The following is a 15517-nucleotide window of genomic DNA, read 5'->3' on the forward strand; positions in this document are numbered from 1 at the left end:
TCTTTTTCGGTAACCCAGAGATAAGGAACCTGGCATGCGCCTTCTGAGCCTTCCCCTGATGTTGATCATCGCCCTGCTGCTGGCCGCCTGTTCGACCACTGCCATGCAGCAGGAGCGAGCCACCGAGCTGCGCCCTGGCCAGACCTACTACGGCCAGCTGGCCTCTGGTTCCAGGATGTTCCGCTTTACCCTGGATCGTCCCACCAGCGTGATCCTGAGTGCTACTACGCCGGTCATGCGCAGCCTTCCGGGTGGCTACAACGGTCGCCTGCTGGACGCCGATGGCCAGCTGATCGCCGAGGATCGCGAGAGCGGCGAGCGCTTCAATTTCCGCATTGCCGAGCGGCTCGATGCCGGCACCTACTACCTGGAAATGCGCCAGCCCCAAGCCTGCAGCTCGCGGCTCTGTCCCAACGAGAACATGTCGTTCACGCTCTCCTTCCGCGTTGACCGGAGCTGAGTCGAATCAGCGCCAAGGAGGATTGACACGACTCGCGAGTCGCGCGAGTCTGTCAGTCCGCCCTGTTGGCGGGTCAGGATGTGCTAGGGAGGCGCCCATGCTGGAAGATTGCAAGACGGCCCTGGAACGCTGGGGTGGCGTGCACCGTCTGATCGATCGCTGGCTCGATCAGCGCCGCGAGATGCTGGTCAGCTTCGTCGAGCTGCAGGAAGCCTGCGACGTCGAGCTCGAGGCGGTGACCAAGGCGCAGATCGATGCTTTCAGCGAGCTGCTGATGGACTACATCAGCGCCGGCCACTTCGAGATCTATCCGCAGCTACGTGAAGAGGCCACGGCCTTCAACGACGACGAGGCGCTAGTGATCGCTGACCGTCTGCTCGAACGCCTCGACATGTCCACCGAGTTGGTGCTCTCCTTCGACAATGACTACTCGTCGCCGGTCAGGTGCCAGCACAACCTGGGGCGCCTGCCGGCCTGGCTGGATCGCCTCGCCAAGGGGCTCACTCAACGTTTCGCCCTCGAAGACCAACTCATCGGCCGCCTTCACGCGGCGCACTCTCCGCCACCGGGTGCCCAGGCCAGCGTGCGCGCCACGTCTTGAACTCCCCCGGGTATCGCGGCGACCTCTTAGGCCCACTCTCACCTTCTGGGTGAGAGTTTTCCGCCCAGTACCAGCATGCACGGCGTCAGCAGCAGCGTCAGCCCGGTGGCGAAGGTCAGGCCGCCAGCGATGGCGCTGGATAGCTGCGTCCACCACTGCGTCGATGGCGCGCCGATGCCAAGGCTCGGTGCGAACAGGTTGACGTTGATGCCGAGTACCATGGGCAGGAGTCCCAGCACCGTGGTGATAGCGGTCAGCAGTACCGGCCGCAGGCGCAACCCGCCGGCCTCCAGCGCCGCTTCGGGACTGCTCAGGCCGTCACGGCGCAGCTGATTGTAGGTGTCGATCAGTACGATGTTGTTGTTCACCACGATGCCCGCCAGGGCGATGATCCCCATTCCCACCATCACGATGCCGAACGGCTGGCCGTTGACCAACAGGCCGATCAGCACCCCCGCGGTGGAAAAGACGATCGCCGAGAGCACCAGCGCTGCCTGGTAGAGGCTGTTGAACTGGGTCACCAGGATCAGCGTCATCAGGAACAGCGCGACCAGGAAGGCGGTGATCAGGAACTGCGCCGTCTCCTGCTGATCTTCCTGCTCGCCGGCGATATTGACCAGTACACCCTCGGGTAGCGCCTGCATGGCATCGCCGAGTGCCTGCAGGCGCTCGGCGGGTTGTGCACCGGGCTCCACGTCGGCTTCCAGGGTAATGGCCCGACGGCCATCGATACGCTGCAGGCTGCCGACCTTGGGTGCCGGGGTCAGTTCGACGAAGTGGCTCATCGGCACCTGGCCGCGCTCGGTGTTGATGGTCATTGCCTGGAGCTGGTCCAGCGAACGGTGTGCCTCGGGCAGCCGCACTCGAATGTCGACCTCGTCGGTGACCTCGGCGGGGCGATAGCTTGCCACCTGCAGGCCAGTGGTCACCAGCTGGACGGCACTGCCCACCGCGGCGACGTCGGCGCCGAAGCGGGCGGCCGCTTCGCGGTCGACTTCGATGCGCCACTCCACCCCGGGCAGGCTGCGATTGTCCTCGATATCGCGAAAACCGCCCAGCTCGCCCATGGCGGCGCGCAGTTCGTCCACCGCGCTGTCGGTGAGCGTTGGGTCCTGGGCGCTGATCTCGAGCACGATTGGCTTGCCGCCGGCTGGGCCCTGCTCCTGCTCGCGGAATTCGAGGATCACGCCGGGCAGGTCGGCGGTGCGCTCGCGCATCTCGGTAAGAATCCGGCTCGCCGGTCGACGCTGCTGCCAGTCGATGAATTGAAAGCTGAGCTGGCCGATTACATCGGGCCCCAGCTGATCGTTGGCCACCGCAAAGGAGCGTGCGTAGAGCGCTTGAACCTCGCTCATGCCGGCCAGGCGGCGCTCTACGCGGCGCACTACGGCATCCTTCTCCAGCGCCGAGAGGTCGCCGCGGGCGCGCACCAGCACCTGGGCGCTGTCGGGTTCGACGCTGGGGAAGAATTCGACCCCGTGGTTGAAGCGCGCATAGCCGGTATAGACCAGCGCCATGATGCCAAGCGCCGCCAGCAGCGTCGTGCCGGGGCGCGCCAGCAGCCAGCCCAGAGCGCGGCGGTAGGCGTGTCCGCCCCGGCTGATGCGCGGCTCGCGGCGCTCGCCAGCGGGGCGCGCATAGCCGCGGCTGACCACGCTGCCCAGGGTGGGGAGGAAGATCAGCGCCATGGCCAGCGACGCCAGCAGGCACAGAATCACCGTGGCTGGCAGGTACTTCATGAACTCGCCGACCACGCCGGGCCAGAACAGCAGCGGCAAGAATACCGCCAGGGTGGTGGCGGTGGAGGCGATTACCGGCCAGGCCATGCGCGAGGCGGCACCGGCCCACGCCTCGGCGGGTGGCTGGCCGGCGCTGAGGTTGCGGTCGGCCAGCTCACTGACCACGATGGCGCCGTCGACCAGCATCCCGGCGACCAGGATCAGCGCGAACAGCACCACGATATTGAGGGTGTAGCCCACCGACCAGATCAGCAGGATACCGGTCAGGAAGGCGCCTGGAATGGTCAGGCCGACCATCAGCGCCGCGCGTAGGCCCATCACCGCCAGGATCACGATCAGCACCAGCACCACGGCGGTGAGCACGTTGTTGAGCAGCTCCGAGAGCATGTCGTCGACGGTCTCGGACTCATCCATGATGGTGGTGATCTCGAGGCCCTCGGGGAGTAGCGGCCCGGCCTCGTCGAACAGGTCGCGCACGGCGTCCACGGTGGCAATGATATTGGCCCCGGCGCGCTTGGAGATCTCCAGCACCAGCGCCGGCTGGTCGTTAATGCGGGCGAAGCCGTCCGGGTCCTTGAAGGTGGGGCGGATATGCGCCACATCGCCAAAGGTGACCACGCGGTCCTCCTCGACCTTGACCGGCATGCCCATCACGTCCTCGAGACGCTCGATCACCCCCGGCACCTTTAGCGCCATGCGCCCGGCGCCGGTATCCAGGCTGCCGGCGGCCACCAGGCGGTTGTTGCGCGAGACCATATTGAACAGGCTGTCGAAGTCGACGCCGTAACTGTCGAGCACCAGCGGGTCGACGACGATCTCCAGCAGATCCTCGCGTTCGCCGCCGATATCCACCTCGAGCACCTCGGGAATGCCTTCGATCTGCTCCTTGAGCTGGCGCGCCACCGCCAGCTGTCGGGTCTCCTCCAGCGGCCCCGAGAGGCCGATCGAGAGCACCGGGAACAGCGCCACGTTGACCTCCATCACCCGCGGCTCATCGGCCTCGTCGGGCAGCGAGCTGCGCGCGATGTCGACCCGCTCGCGAACGTCGGCCAGGGCCTGGTTGGCGTCGAAGCCGGCATCGAACTCCAGCGTCACCGAGGCGTGACCTTCGCTGGACTGCGAGGTCATCTTGCGCACTCCGACGATCGAACGCAGCTCCTGCTCCATGGGGCGTACCAGCAGCCGCTCGCCGTCTTCTGGGCTGACCCCTTCGAGGCTCAGCGAGACATAGATCATGGGGATGGCGACGTCGGGGTTGGCCTCCTTGGGAATCGCCTGGTAGGCGGCACTGCCGGCCAGCAGCAGGAATGCCAGTAGCAGCAGGGTGGTGCGCGACCGCTGCAGGGCGGCCTCGATCAGGGTTCGCATATCAGTGCACCGCGCCGCCGCTGTCGGGCGATGCCGGCAGGTCATCGCCGCCGAGCAGGGCGTCGTCTTCGGCGGGAACCGGCTCCACGCGCTGGCCGTCAGTCACGAAGCCGCCGCCGAGGGTGATAAGCATCACACGCTCGGGCAGGCCGGTCACCCAGGCCTCACGGCTGTCGGCGGCCAGCAGACGCACTGCATGGATCGTTACGCGCTCCTCGTCGTCGACGGCGTAGACGCCGAGTTGGCCCTCCTCGTTGAGTACCAGCAGGGCCGGGGATAGCCGGTGGGCGGGCTGCTCGGCGCGCGTGATGGTCAGGCTGGCGCTGGCGCCGGCCAGGCGACGCCGATCGGGGTTGTCGAGGCGCGCTTCCACCGCAAAGCTGCGGGTGCTCTCATCGGCGCGGCTAGCCACATAGCTGAGTTCGCCGTCGAGGGTGCTGCCGTCGAGCAGGCGCACGCTGACCGGCAGGCCGGGCTCGAGGTCGAGGGCGTCGCGCTGGGCGATATGTGCGCTGGCGCGCAGTTGGGTATCGTCGACCAGGCGGGCATAGACCTCGCCGACCTGCAGGGTGGCGCCGGGATCGACGTTGAGCTGGTCAAGGGTGCCGGCGAAGGGGGCCGCGGGGCGGGTATGCTCGAGCATCTTGCGCAGCTGCTCGACGTCGGCCTCCGCCCCAGCCACCGCGCCGGCCAGGCGCAGCTGTTCGATGCGCGAGACCAAATCGCGCTGGCGTAGTTGGTCGGCGCCGTCGAGTTCGGCGCGGGCCAGCGCGAGGTCGGCTTCGGCGCGGGCCAGCTGGGAGGGAAGGTCTTCGCGGTCGAGCTCGAGCAGCGTCTGGCCGGCCTCGACGCGCTCGCCCTGGGCCACCGGCAGTGCGTCGATCTGGCCTTCGCGCCGCGCGCGCAGCTCGATGTCCTGCCAGGCGGCGAGCTGGCCCTGGGCGGTCAGCCGTGGCGCATAGGGCTGCGCCTCGCTGTGCTGCACCTCGACGCGCGACAGTTCGGCGTCACGGGCCGGCTCGGCCTCCGGCGCCTCGGCGCTGAAGCGTTGCAGATCGCCGAACAGCATCCACAGCAGCAGGGCCAGGCCGCAGGCCAGGGCCAGCAGAAACGAGGGAGAGGGGCGACGCACGACCATGGGCCTTCCTTGGTGAGTCGAAAAGAGGAGGTCATTTCCAACCAAGCGCAGCCTAGCATAGCGCAAGCGTAGTCGCCGTAAACGACGTGCCCCGGCCGAGGCCGGGGCACGAGAGCGCAGGGCTGTGTGGTCTTACATCAGCGAGCTGGCCGCCGGGCGCTCGAGGTCGGTCAGTGGGATCTCGCCGGTCAACAGGTCGCGCTCGAAGGCCTCCTTGTCGACGTTGAAGCCGAGGAATTCCTGAGCCAGGTACATGTCCTTCTCGGCGTTGCCCAGGCAGCTGGTACCGCCAGGCGACGGCGTCATGTTGAACACGATGCCGGTGCCAGGATTGATCTTGGCTTCGCCCATCACCAGTTTCTTCTGCTCCTTGTCGATCAGCTGCGGACGCACGCCGCCGAAGCCCTTGGCGAAGCTGACATCCTTGACGGTAAGGCTGGGCACGATCTTCTGCACGTCCTTGAGGAACAGCCGCTCGCGCAGCATCGGCACCTCGAACAGGAAGTTCTTGAAGATGTAGCGGCGAATGTCGCGCACCTTCATCAGGTCCCAGAGTGCCTTGACCACGTTGCGGTCGAGGCGCAGCACCTTGAGGAACTCGAAGAAGGTCTTGCCGTTGTAGCGCTCCAGCAGCGGCAGCATCAAGGCGGTGGGGCCGAAGCGGGTCTTGTCCTCGACCAGCACGTCCGGGTCGCCGTGTACCGCGGCGAAGGGCAGGTTCTCGTTCTGCACGGTGTAGACCTTGCCGTTGAGCACCTTGGGCGTGAAGTAGAAGGAGCCGGCCATGGGCAGGCACGACTTGTCTAACCCATAGCCCATCTTATGGGCGAACAGCAGCGAGTGGCCGCCGGCGCTGACCACCACATAGCGCGCCTTGAGGGTGCCCTTGTTGGGGGTCTTGACCTTGAACAGCTCGCCGTCCTTCTGGATATCTTCCACTGCCGTGGAGAGGTGCACGTCGTAGGCCATGCCCTTTTCGTCGGCGCTCTTGCGGCCCTCCTCGACGAACGCCTCGGAGAGCGTGGTGTAGTTCACCGCGCTGTACTCGTCGGTGGAGCCCATCGCCACGATGGGCTGCTCGGAGGGGCGCCCTTCGACCAGCTTGGGCTCCAGCTCGGCGATGTCGTCCCGCTCGAGCAGGCGCATCTGCGGGAACAGCTCCTTGAACTTGGTGAAACGGTTGCGCAGGAAGTCGCATTCGGTATCGCCGACGCCAAGTACCATCTTGGGGTACTGGTAGACGATCTTGTCGCGCACTTCCGGGGCCAGCTTGGTGGCGAAATTGACCACCATGCCCGCGGTGCGCTTGGTCACCTTGGCCTTTTCGAGGGTGTAGTTGGTCTCGATGTCACCGCAGTGGATCGTCTGGCTGTTGTTACGGCCGTGTGAATTGACGATGGCCACGTGATCGTACTTCTCGACCAGGCCGATGGCCTTGAGGTCGGTGTAGCGAGCCAGTTCATACAGAAGGGCGGTGCCGGATACGCCGCCTCCCACGATCAGGACATCATAGGTCGGTGTGGACATGGGGGCTCTCGCTTGCCTGGTGCGGAACGAACCCTTCGGCGGTGACCGAAGGCCCTGGCCGGCGGCGATGATCGATCACCGCTGGCTCGACGTCATTCAGATGGCTGCATTATAGACGCTTTGTCGACAAATAAAATCCATACCAAAGCTCGACTTTATGCTAGCTCACTCGGTCATAAGGAATATCTTGGGTCTGGGATTTTGCGTAATGCCGTTTAAATTCAATGTGTTAAAAATAAATGCGCCGCACCAGGTCAATGGTGCGGCGCAATATCATACGTTGGTCGCAAATGTGCAGTGTTTGCTTAGCGTAGGCTCATGATCCGCCAATTCCGCGCCTCGGCGATCTCGCGCAGGGTGTCATCGGGGTCGACCGCCACCGGATGGTCGACCTGCTCCAGCAGGGGCAGATCGTTGTGGGAGTCGCTATAGAACCAGGCGTTGTCCAGCGTCAGCTCCTTGTCGGCGAGCCAGGCGTCGAGGCGTTCGACCTTGCCTTCACGGTAGCTGGGGGTGCCCGATACCCGGCCGGTATAGCGGCCGTCAAGAATCTCTGGCTCAACGGCGATCAGGTGGTCGACGCCGAGGCGCTCGGCGATCGGGCCGGTGATGAAACGATTGGTGGCGGTGATGATGAGTAGCGTGTCGCCGCGAGTGCGGTGCCTAGCCAGCAGCTCTTCGCCCTTGGTCAGGATATTCGGCTCGATCTTGCTAGCCATGAACTGCTGGTGCCAGGCGGCGAGCTGCTCCGGGGTATTGTCGGCCAGCGGCTTCAAGGCGACCTCGAGAAAGGCGTGAATATCCAGGGTGCCGGCATCGTAGTCGCGCATGAAACGCTCGTTGGCGGCGCGGTAGCTCACCGGGTCGACGGCGCCTTGCTCGAGCAGAAACTCGCCCCAGGCGTGGTCGCTGTCGATGCCAATCAGGGTATTGTCGAGATCGAAGATGGCCAGGCTCAAGGCGCGCTCCTAGAGTGTGGGGAAAAATAGCCGCCGATTATTGCAGAGTTGGCCGCCTGGCAACAATGCCATGCGCGGCAAGCGTATTGATGGGGTTTCCGGCTTTGTGGAAGAATGGCTGTAATAGTGAATTGATAAGGTGACGTCCGTGATCGACGCTGACGGCTTCCGCCCCAACGTTGGCATCATCATTGCCAACCGCGAGGGCCAGCTGCTTTGGGCGCGTCGGGTAGGGCAGAATGCGTGGCAGTTTCCCCAGGGAGGCATCAAGGCTGACGAGACACCACAGCAGGCGCTGTATCGCGAGCTGGAAGAAGAGATCGGCTTGACGGCTGCCGATGTCGATGTGCTGGCCTGTACTCGGGGGTGGCTGCGCTACCGTCTGCCACGACGCATGATAAGAACGCATTCGCGGCCGGTGTGCATCGGCCAGAAGCAGAAGTGGTTTTTGCTGCAGATACGCTGTCAGGACAGCCAGATCTGTGTGGATACGACCCCCAAGCCGGAGTTCGATGGCTGGCGCTGGGTTAGCTACTGGTATCCACTGGGGCAGGTAGTGCCCTTCAAGCGGGAGGTCTATCGCCGCGCACTGCGCGAGCTGGCTCCTCGCGCGCAGCGGTTGGCGCTGGGTGACGACTGACCCCGCCAGCGGCACGACATTCAGGCCCCGCGGGGCCCCATAAGAAGAACGCTTATGCTCGATGTCCTCCGCCGCATCGTTCAGGAAGTCAACAGCGCTCGCACGCTGGAGGCTGCGCTGTCGACCATGGTGCGGCGTATCCGCAAAGCGATGCGCACGGATGTGTGCTCGTTCTACCTGTTCGACGTCAATCAGCAGCGGCTGGTGCTCAATGACACCATTGGCCTGCACAGTCGCGCCGTGGGGCAGGTCTCGCTGCGCCTTGGTGAAGGCCTGGTGGGGCTGGTCGGTCAGCGTGAGGAGCCCCTCAATCTCGAGGATGCCCCCAGCCATCCACTGTTCCGCTACTTCGAGGAGACCGGCGAGGAGCGCTATTCGAGCTTTCTCGGCGTGCCGATCATTCACCAGCGGCGCATGCTTGGCGTACTGGTGGTTCAGCAGCAGGACAAACGGCGTTTCGACGAAGGCGACGAAGCCTTCCTGGTGACCATGGCCGCCCAGCTGGCCGGCGTGCTGGCGCATGCCCTGGCCACCGGTGGCTTGTCGCGTACCAACCGCGGCGACGGCCAGGCGATGTTCACCGGGGTGGCGACCTCGCCGGGCATGGTCATCGGCGAGGCGCTGGTGATTGCGCCACCGGCCGATCTCGACAATGTGCCCGACCTGATTCCCACCGATGTCGATTACGAGATTCAGCGTCTCAAGCAAGCCATCTACCGGGTGCGTGACGAGATTCGCGCCGCCGGTGAGCGCCTGGCCAGTCGTATCAGCGCCCAGGAGTTGGCGCTGTTCGAGGTCTATCAGGAGATGCTCAGCGAGGCGGCGCTAGGGCAGGAGGTCGAAAAGCGCATTCGCGAGGGGCAGTGGGCGCCCGGCGCGCTGGCCGACGTGGTGCGCCGCCACGTGCAGTATCTCGAACGGGTCGATGACAACTATCTGCGCGAACGCGCGGCGGACATTCGTGACCTGGGGCGGCGGGTGCTTGCCCACCTGCAGGAGGAAACGCCGCAGACCCCGGATACCTTCGCCGAGCGTACCGTGCTGGTAGGCGATGAGATCAGCGTGGCGACGCTGGGCGAAGTCCCCCGTGACAAGCTCGCCGGGCTGGTATCGGTGCGCGGCTCGAGTACCTCTCACGTGGCGATTATCGCGCGGGCCATGGATATTCCCGCCGTGCTGGGCATGGTCGACCTGCCGCTGCCGCGCCTGAATGGTGCCAAGGTGGTGCTCGACGGTCATCGCGGCCGGCTGTTCGTGCGTCCCAGCGCCGATATCGAGAGCCACTATCGCTCACTGATCGCCGAAGAAGATGCGCTCTCCGCGGTGCTCGAGCACGAGCAGGACCTGCCCAGCGAGACCCCTGATGGCTACGCCATGCCGCTGATGGTCAATACCGGCCTGGCGGTTGATGCAGTGGCCTCGCTCAAGCCGCGTATCAGCGGGGTGGGCCTTTATCGCACCGAAGTGCCGTTCATGATCACCGAGCGCTTCCCCGGTGAGCAGGAGCAGGTTCGGCTGTATCGTGATCAGCTCGAGAGCTTCGCGCCGCTGCCGGTGGTGATGCGCACCCTGGATATCGGTGGCGATAAGGATCTGCCGTACTTTCCCATCGACGAAGCCAATCCCTTCCTCGGCTGGCGCGGTATCCGCGTGACCCTCGACCACCCCGAAGTGCTGATGGTGCAGCTGCGCGCCATGCTCAAGGCCTCCGAGGGGCTCGACAATCTGCAGGTGCTGCTGCCGATGGTCACCAACGTCGACGAGGTCGACGATGCGCTGCGCCTGCTCGATCGCGCCCTGCAAGAGATCGCCGAGGAGGGCGTCAGCGTGCCGCGGCCCAAGGTCGGGGTGATGCTCGAGGTGCCCGCCACGCTCTATCAGCTTGCTCCGCTGGCGGAGCGGGTCGATTTCTTCTCGGTGGGCAGCAACGACCTGACTCAGTACCTGCTGGCCGTGGACCGCAACAACCCGCGCGTCGCCGAGCTGTATGACGCCTGCCACCCGGCAGTGCTTGCGGCGCTGGACCGTCTCGCCAAGGATTCGGCCGCGCTGCAGATGCCGGTGTCGCTGTGCGGTGAGCTGGCGGGTGATCCGGCTGGCGCGCTGTTGCTGATGGGCATGGGCTTCGATGCGCTGTCGATGAATGCGCCGAGCCTGCCGCGGGTGCGGGCCGCGATCCGCCGGGTGCCACTGGCCGCGGCGCAGACGCTGGTCAGTGAAACCCTGGCGCTGGAGTCGCCGGCCAAGGTGCGTGCGCACCTCGCCACGCGGCTGGGCGAGTGGCAGTTGGCGCATCTTCTCCCACCACGGGATTAGGCTTATTGAGCGCCCAGCGCCCAGCGCCCAGCGCCCAGCGCCCAGCGCCCAGCGCCCAGCATCAGGCGTCGAGGAGCAGACGTTCGCTGGTTTCGCCGGCGTGCACGCCGCCGGGGCCGAAGCGCCGTTCGGTGATCTCGATATGCCCGTCGGCGTGCCAGCTCAGCCAACTGGTGGCGCGGGTGCCGTACGCCTCGCCGATGATAAAGGGCGGCGACAGGAATCGCTCCAGCATCTCTCCGACGCCGGTGTCGGGCAGCCGGGCCGGGTCGTTGATAGGGTGATGTTCGGCCATGGCGGTCAGGGCGTCGTCGGGCCAGCGGCCGCCGTCGAGGCTGGCGGCGAGTCCGGTCTTGGCCAGCTGCAGCTTGGGCCAGGGCGTCTCGAGGTCGGCATTGGAAAGTCCGTAATGCCCTGCTGGGAGCGACTGTAGTGCCAGGCGGCGATGGCCGCGATGCAGGTGCCACAGCTGCCGCGCATCGCCGGCCAGCAGATTGAAACCGCCATACTGCCAGGCGTCGCCCTCGGCGAGTTGGGCGAGCCAGCCCGGCAGGTCATCGCTCAACAACGCCTGACGTACCAGCTCGCCGCGACTGGGGGCGGCGTCGGCGACGCGGATGCGCGGATCGCGGACATTGGTGATGGCCGCCATGCGGCCACCGCGGTGCAGCGCCAGCCAGCTACCCCCGGCCACCAGATCGCGCCCGCCGAGAATGGCAGGGGTGTCGCGCCAGCGAGCCAGGGGCGCAGAGGGACGGGCGTAGCGTTCATCGCGATTGGCGATGAGTCGCAACGGCACGGCGTCGTCGGGATGAAAGGCGAAGGCGATCAGGCACATCGCATTACCATACCGTGCCGACATGGCGTAACAAAGCCCTTCACGTCCGTCATGACAGCCGCCGCGCATTTTCGTACACTCAAGGCCCTTCGACGGTTCACAGGGATGAGGATGCGAGTCGATAAAGCCACCGATAGCCTCTGGCAGCGGGTCATCTGGCCACTGCTGTGGCCGCTGCTGGCGGCGCAGGTCGGGGTGATGCTGCTATGCCTGCTGGCCTGGCTGCTGATCTGGCAGATGGATGCCCGTAATGCCGGCAGCTGGCACAACCTGAGCTGGTTGCTGTTGGCGCTGGGGGTGGGGACTAGTCTCAGCGTGGCGACCTTCCTGTTGATGCTGCGCCAACGTCTGCAGCAGTGGGAGAGCGCCCTGGGCGTGCCCTACGAGCGTCTCGAGCGTCTGCTGGGCATCATTCACGGTGATCTCCCCACCTGGCTCAAGTCCGAGCGGGTGCTGCCCTTTGCCGATGCTTCGGATGGGCCGGTGCGCCGCCTGGAGCGACTCCTCGATGCCCTCGAAACCCTGATGGAGCGCGTTGCCGAGCGGCCGCGCTTCGCCACCATGCTGAATCGGCTGCCGATTCCGACCTTTATCACCCGAGACGGTAAGCTGGTCGAAGCCAATGGCGTCTTCGAGCAGCTGGTAGGGCGCAGCCTGAACGAGCTGCGCGGCCTGGAACTCAGCTATCTGATTCGTATAGACACTGGCGCCGAGCCCGGCAGCCAAGTCGCCGAGGTGGTGCGCATCAACGGCAGCCAGGGCGGCTATCGTACCTTCCGCCTGCTATCGCTGGATGATGGGCACGGTCACTGCATGGGGGTACTGGAGGACATCGTCGACCAGCAGCAGCAGTTAGCGCAGCTGATGCTGTCACGGGACCGTGCCCGCGAGGAGTCGCGCCTCAAGACCCGCTATCTGCAGCTGCTTCAGAAGGAACTGGCCGAACTCATGGGGCTGCTGCAGACTCCCGAGCGGCCGACGCCTGAGCTGCTGGAGCGAATCGCCGACCTGGAGTCGCTGATCACCAATTTGGTGGAAGCGCCGCAAGCCTTGAGCGGTGAGGTGTCCTCGCCACTCGCTGTACGTCGCGAGGCCGATGAGGGGGAGTCTCGGCAAGCGCCCGTCTCGCGGGTACTGATCGTCGACGATGGGCCGGTCAATACCATGCTGGCTCGCCAGGTGCTGGAAGCCGAAGGCATCTGCGTGGATACTGCCCGCGACGGCGAAGAGGCGCTGCGCCTACGCGAGCAGTGTCGCTATGACCTGGTGTTCATGGACATCTACATGCACGGCCTGGACGGCGTCGAGACCAGCCGTCGCTGGCGCGACGCAGAGTACGAGCATCGCAGCATCCTGGTGGCGCTGACCGCCAATGCCAGCGACAGCGATCGCCAGCGCTTCTTCGCTGCCGGCATGGACGATTACCTTGCCAAGCCGTATCGTCCTCAGGCCTTGGTCGACATGGCGCGTCGCTGGCTGGCGAAGCATGCCTGACCGCCTTTCTTCTTATTTAAGCAGGACGCCAGATGAACTATCCCGATATCGACCCGGTTGCCATCTCACTGGGGCCGCTGAGCATTCACTGGTATGGCCTGATGTATGTGATCGGCTTCGTCGCCGCCTGGTGGCTGGGCTGCCGGCGCGCTGCGCGGCTCGGCCTGACCCGCGACGACATCGGCGACCTGCTGTTCTACTGCGCGATCGGCGTGGTGGCCGGCGGTCGCCTGGGCTATGCACTGTTTTACGGCATGGGCCGGCTGATCGACAATCCGCTATGGCTGTTCCAGATCTGGGACGGTGGCATGAGCTTCCACGGCGGGCTGATCGGCGTGCTGCTGGCGGCGCTCTACTTTGCCCGCAAGAAGCGGCTGGCCTTCTTCACCCTGACCGACTTCATTGCCCCGCTGGTGCCGATTGGTCTTGGCGCCGGGCGCCTCGGCAATTTCATTAACCGCGAACTGCCGGGACGCATCACCGAGCTGCCCTGGGGCATGCCGTTTCCCGGCCTTGGGACGGAGCCGCACCATCCCTCGGCGCTGTACGAAGCGCTACTCGAGGGACTGGTGCTGTTCGTGGTGCTGTGGGTGGTGTCGGCCAGCCCGCGCCAGCGCGGCTTGATCTCCGGGTTGTTCCTGATGTTGTATGGCGTGTTCCGCTTCGCGGTGGAGTTCGTGCGTCTGCCCGATGCCCATATCGGCTTCATCGCCTTCGGCTGGGTGACCATGGGCATGCTGCTGACTCTGCCGATGATTCTGGCCGGCGCGGCGCTGATCGCCTGGTCGCGGCGCCAGCCGGTCGATCAGCGGCTGCCGGGGTAAGCCTGTTTAGACATTCAACGCCGGGCGGCCTGTTTGCGTGGGAGGCCCGGCCCACTTATCAAGATGGCAAGCGCGTGACACAAGCGACTCAATATCCTGCTCTCGAACAGCCCTACCTCGACCTGATGCGCCAGGTGTTGACTCAGGGCGTAGCCAAGCATGACCGTACCGGGGTCGGCACGCGTAGCGTATTCGGCCACCAGATGCGCTTCGACTTGGCGCGCGGCTTTCCGCTGGTGACCACCAAGAAGCTGCACCTGCGCTCGATCATCCACGAGCTGCTGTGGTTCCTGTCCGGCGACACCAATATCCGCTACCTCAAGGAGAACGGGGTACGCATCTGGGACGAGTGGGCCGACGCCAACGGTGACCTGGGGCCGGTGTACGGCTACCAGTGGCGCAGCTGGCCACGGCCGGATGGCGGTCACGTCGACCAGATTCGCCAGGTGGTCGAGCAGATCCAGCGCAACCCGGATTCGCGGCGGCTGATCGTCTCGGCCTGGAACCCGGCGCTGGTCGACGAGATGGCGCTGCCGCCTTGCCATGCGCTGTTCCAGTTCTACGTTGCCGAGGGGCGGCTCTCCTGCCAGCTCTACCAGCGCAGCGCCGATATCTTCCTCGGGGTACCGTTCAATATCGCCAGCTACGCGCTGCTGACCTGTATGGTGGCGCAGGTCAGCGGTCTCGAGCCCGGCGAGTTCGTCCATACCCTGGGCGATGCCCACTTGTACTCGAATCACCTCGAGCAGGCCGAGCTGCAGCTGTCGCGCACACCGCGCCCGGCGCCGCGGCTGGTACTCAATCCCGAGGTGCGTGATCTGTTCGCCTTCCGCTTCGAGGACATCGCGATTGAGGACTACGATCCCCATCCGCATATCAAGGCCGAGGTGGCAGTATGAGTGAGCACTTGCACACCCCGTTCGACACCATGGTCCCGGTGGCGATGATCGCCGCCATGTCGCGCAACCGGGTAATCGGGGTCGACAACCAGTTGCCCTGGTACCTGCCGGAGGACCTCAAGTTCTTCAAGGCCATGACCCAGGGCAAGCCGCTGGTGATGGGGCGCAAGACCTTTGCCTCTATCGGCAAGCCGTTGCCGGGGCGGCTGAATATCGTCGTGACCCGCGATAGCACCTTCGAGCATCCCGGAGTGAAAGTGTGTCACGACCTCGAAAGCGCCCTGGACCTCGCCGACCAGCAGGCGATCATCGACGGGGTGGAGGAGATCATGGTAATGGGCGGCGGGCAGATCTACGCCCAGGCTATGGCCTACGCCGCGCGGCTCTATCTCACCGAGGTCGACCTCGAGGTGGAGGGCGATGCGCGCTTCCCCGAGCTCGACCTCGGCGAGTGGCAGGAGTGCCAGCGGGTGCCCGGCACACCGCATGAGGGCCAGCCGGCCTATGCGTTCGTCGAGTATCGGCGTCGGGATGCCAGCCCCGTCCAGGACTGATCCGTCGGCGGCGTGTGCCTTCGGCTTTAGCGAGGGGCGCCGGGGACAGGGCGAAGAGGAGGTTTGCGCCATGGATGGCGCAAGATAGCGCCCAGGGACGGGTTTACAGCGCCTCCTCGTAGGCCTGTCGACGGATCAGCCCCGAGCGGGTACGTGCCGG

The 15517-nt window shown here is 65.4% G+C and carries 13 protein-coding genes; 8 read left to right on the plus strand and 5 right to left on the minus strand.

Features of this window, described 5'->3' with window-relative positions; all coding sequences use genetic code 11:
• Positions 1–34: 34 nt before the first annotated feature.
• Both BLT16_RS03210 and rsd read left to right on the plus strand, forming a co-directional pair.
• A complete protein-coding gene (locus BLT16_RS03210) occupies positions 35–460 on the plus strand; it encodes a hypothetical protein (RefSeq protein WP_089657084.1) in 426 nt (141 codons plus the stop codon).
• A gap of 97 nt (positions 461–557) precedes the next feature.
• Positions 558–1061, plus strand: a complete 504-nt coding sequence (gene rsd, locus BLT16_RS03215; RefSeq protein ID WP_089657085.1) for a sigma D regulator — start codon at positions 558–560, stop codon at positions 1059–1061.
• Between the two features lie 38 nt (positions 1062–1099).
• Here rsd and BLT16_RS03220 read toward each other — a convergent pair whose 3' ends face one another.
• The 4 genes from BLT16_RS03220 to BLT16_RS03235 form a co-directional block, all read right to left on the minus strand.
• A complete protein-coding gene (locus BLT16_RS03220; RefSeq protein WP_089657086.1) occupies positions 1100–4168 on the minus strand; it encodes an efflux RND transporter permease subunit in 3069 nt (1022 codons plus the stop codon).
• Between the two features lies 1 nt (position 4169).
• Entirely contained in the window at positions 4170–5306 is a 1137-nt protein-coding gene (locus BLT16_RS03225) for an efflux RND transporter periplasmic adaptor subunit (protein ID WP_089657087.1), read from the minus strand.
• A gap of 132 nt (positions 5307–5438) precedes the next feature.
• The gene (locus BLT16_RS03230) at positions 5439–6833 is read right to left on the minus strand and encodes an FAD-dependent oxidoreductase (RefSeq protein ID WP_089657088.1); all 1395 of its coding nucleotides are present in this window, start codon (positions 6831–6833) and stop codon (positions 5439–5441) included.
• 305 nt (positions 6834–7138) lie between these two features.
• Positions 7139–7792, minus strand: a complete 654-nt coding sequence (locus tag BLT16_RS03235; RefSeq protein WP_089657089.1) for a histidinol-phosphatase — start codon at positions 7790–7792, stop codon at positions 7139–7141.
• 148 nt (positions 7793–7940) lie between these two features.
• Between BLT16_RS03235 and BLT16_RS03240 the strand changes: the two genes are divergently transcribed.
• Both BLT16_RS03240 and ptsP read left to right on the plus strand, forming a co-directional pair.
• Positions 7941–8432, plus strand: a complete 492-nt coding sequence (locus tag BLT16_RS03240) for an RNA pyrophosphohydrolase (RefSeq protein WP_089657090.1) — start codon at positions 7941–7943, stop codon at positions 8430–8432.
• Between the two features lie 54 nt (positions 8433–8486).
• Positions 8487–10748: a phosphoenolpyruvate--protein phosphotransferase gene (gene ptsP, locus BLT16_RS03245; RefSeq protein WP_089657091.1), complete on the plus strand. Its 2262-nt coding sequence runs from the start codon at positions 8487–8489 to the stop codon at positions 10746–10748.
• Positions 10749–10809: 61 nt separating this feature from the next.
• Here ptsP and BLT16_RS03250 read toward each other — a convergent pair whose 3' ends face one another.
• Entirely contained in the window at positions 10810–11610 is an 801-nt protein-coding gene (locus BLT16_RS03250; protein WP_245701417.1) for an NRDE family protein, read from the minus strand.
• An 87-nt stretch (positions 11611–11697) separates the two neighbouring features.
• On the opposite strand from BLT16_RS03250, the gene BLT16_RS03255 reads away from it, so the two are divergent.
• From BLT16_RS03255 to BLT16_RS03270, 4 genes are all read left to right on the plus strand, one after another.
• The gene (locus BLT16_RS03255; protein ID WP_176817142.1) at positions 11698–13080 is read left to right on the plus strand and encodes a response regulator; all 1383 of its coding nucleotides are present in this window, start codon (positions 11698–11700) and stop codon (positions 13078–13080) included.
• Positions 13081–13112: 32 nt separating this feature from the next.
• Entirely contained in the window at positions 13113–13904 is a 792-nt protein-coding gene (gene lgt, locus BLT16_RS03260; protein ID WP_089657094.1) for a prolipoprotein diacylglyceryl transferase, read from the plus strand.
• 125 nt (positions 13905–14029) lie between these two features.
• Positions 14030–14803: a thymidylate synthase gene (locus BLT16_RS03265; protein ID WP_089657095.1), complete on the plus strand. Its 774-nt coding sequence runs from the start codon at positions 14030–14032 to the stop codon at positions 14801–14803.
• Entirely contained in the window at positions 14800–15357 is a 558-nt protein-coding gene (locus BLT16_RS03270; protein ID WP_089657096.1) for a dihydrofolate reductase, read from the plus strand. The genes BLT16_RS03265 and BLT16_RS03270 overlap by 4 nt, the downstream gene beginning before the upstream one ends.
• Positions 15358–15517: the final 160 nt, after the last annotated feature.

The organism is Franzmannia pantelleriensis, from assembly GCF_900102875.1.
Classification (GTDB): domain Bacteria; phylum Pseudomonadota; class Gammaproteobacteria; order Pseudomonadales; family Halomonadaceae; genus Franzmannia; species Franzmannia pantelleriensis.

Bases quoted from the DNA above. Each gene is read 5' to 3' on its own strand.
- BLT16_RS03265 (WP_089657095.1), top strand. From the start codon at position 14,030: ATGCGCCAGGTGTTGACTCAGGGCGTAGCCAAGCATGACCGTACCGGG.
- lgt (WP_089657094.1), top strand. From the start codon at position 13,113: ATGAACTATCCCGATATCGACCCGGTTGCCATCTCACTGGGGCCGCTG.
- BLT16_RS03210 (WP_089657084.1), top strand. From the start codon at position 35: ATGCGCCTTCTGAGCCTTCCCCTGATGTTGATCATCGCCCTGCTGCTG.
- rsd (WP_089657085.1), top strand. From the start codon at position 558: ATGCTGGAAGATTGCAAGACGGCCCTGGAACGCTGGGGTGGCGTGCAC.
- BLT16_RS03220 (WP_089657086.1), bottom strand. From the start codon at position 4,168: ATGCGAACCCTGATCGAGGCCGCCCTGCAGCGGTCGCGCACCACCCTG.
- ptsP (WP_089657091.1), top strand. From the start codon at position 8,487: ATGCTCGATGTCCTCCGCCGCATCGTTCAGGAAGTCAACAGCGCTCGC.
- BLT16_RS03255 (WP_176817142.1), top strand. From the start codon at position 11,698: ATGCGAGTCGATAAAGCCACCGATAGCCTCTGGCAGCGGGTCATCTGG.
- BLT16_RS03225 (WP_089657087.1), bottom strand. From the start codon at position 5,306: ATGGTCGTGCGTCGCCCCTCTCCCTCGTTTCTGCTGGCCCTGGCCTGC.
- BLT16_RS03230 (WP_089657088.1), bottom strand. From the start codon at position 6,833: ATGTCCACACCGACCTATGATGTCCTGATCGTGGGAGGCGGCGTATCC.
- BLT16_RS03270 (WP_089657096.1), top strand. From the start codon at position 14,800: ATGAGTGAGCACTTGCACACCCCGTTCGACACCATGGTCCCGGTGGCG.
- BLT16_RS03250 (WP_245701417.1), bottom strand. From the start codon at position 11,610: ATGTCGGCACGGTATGGTAATGCGATGTGCCTGATCGCCTTCGCCTTT.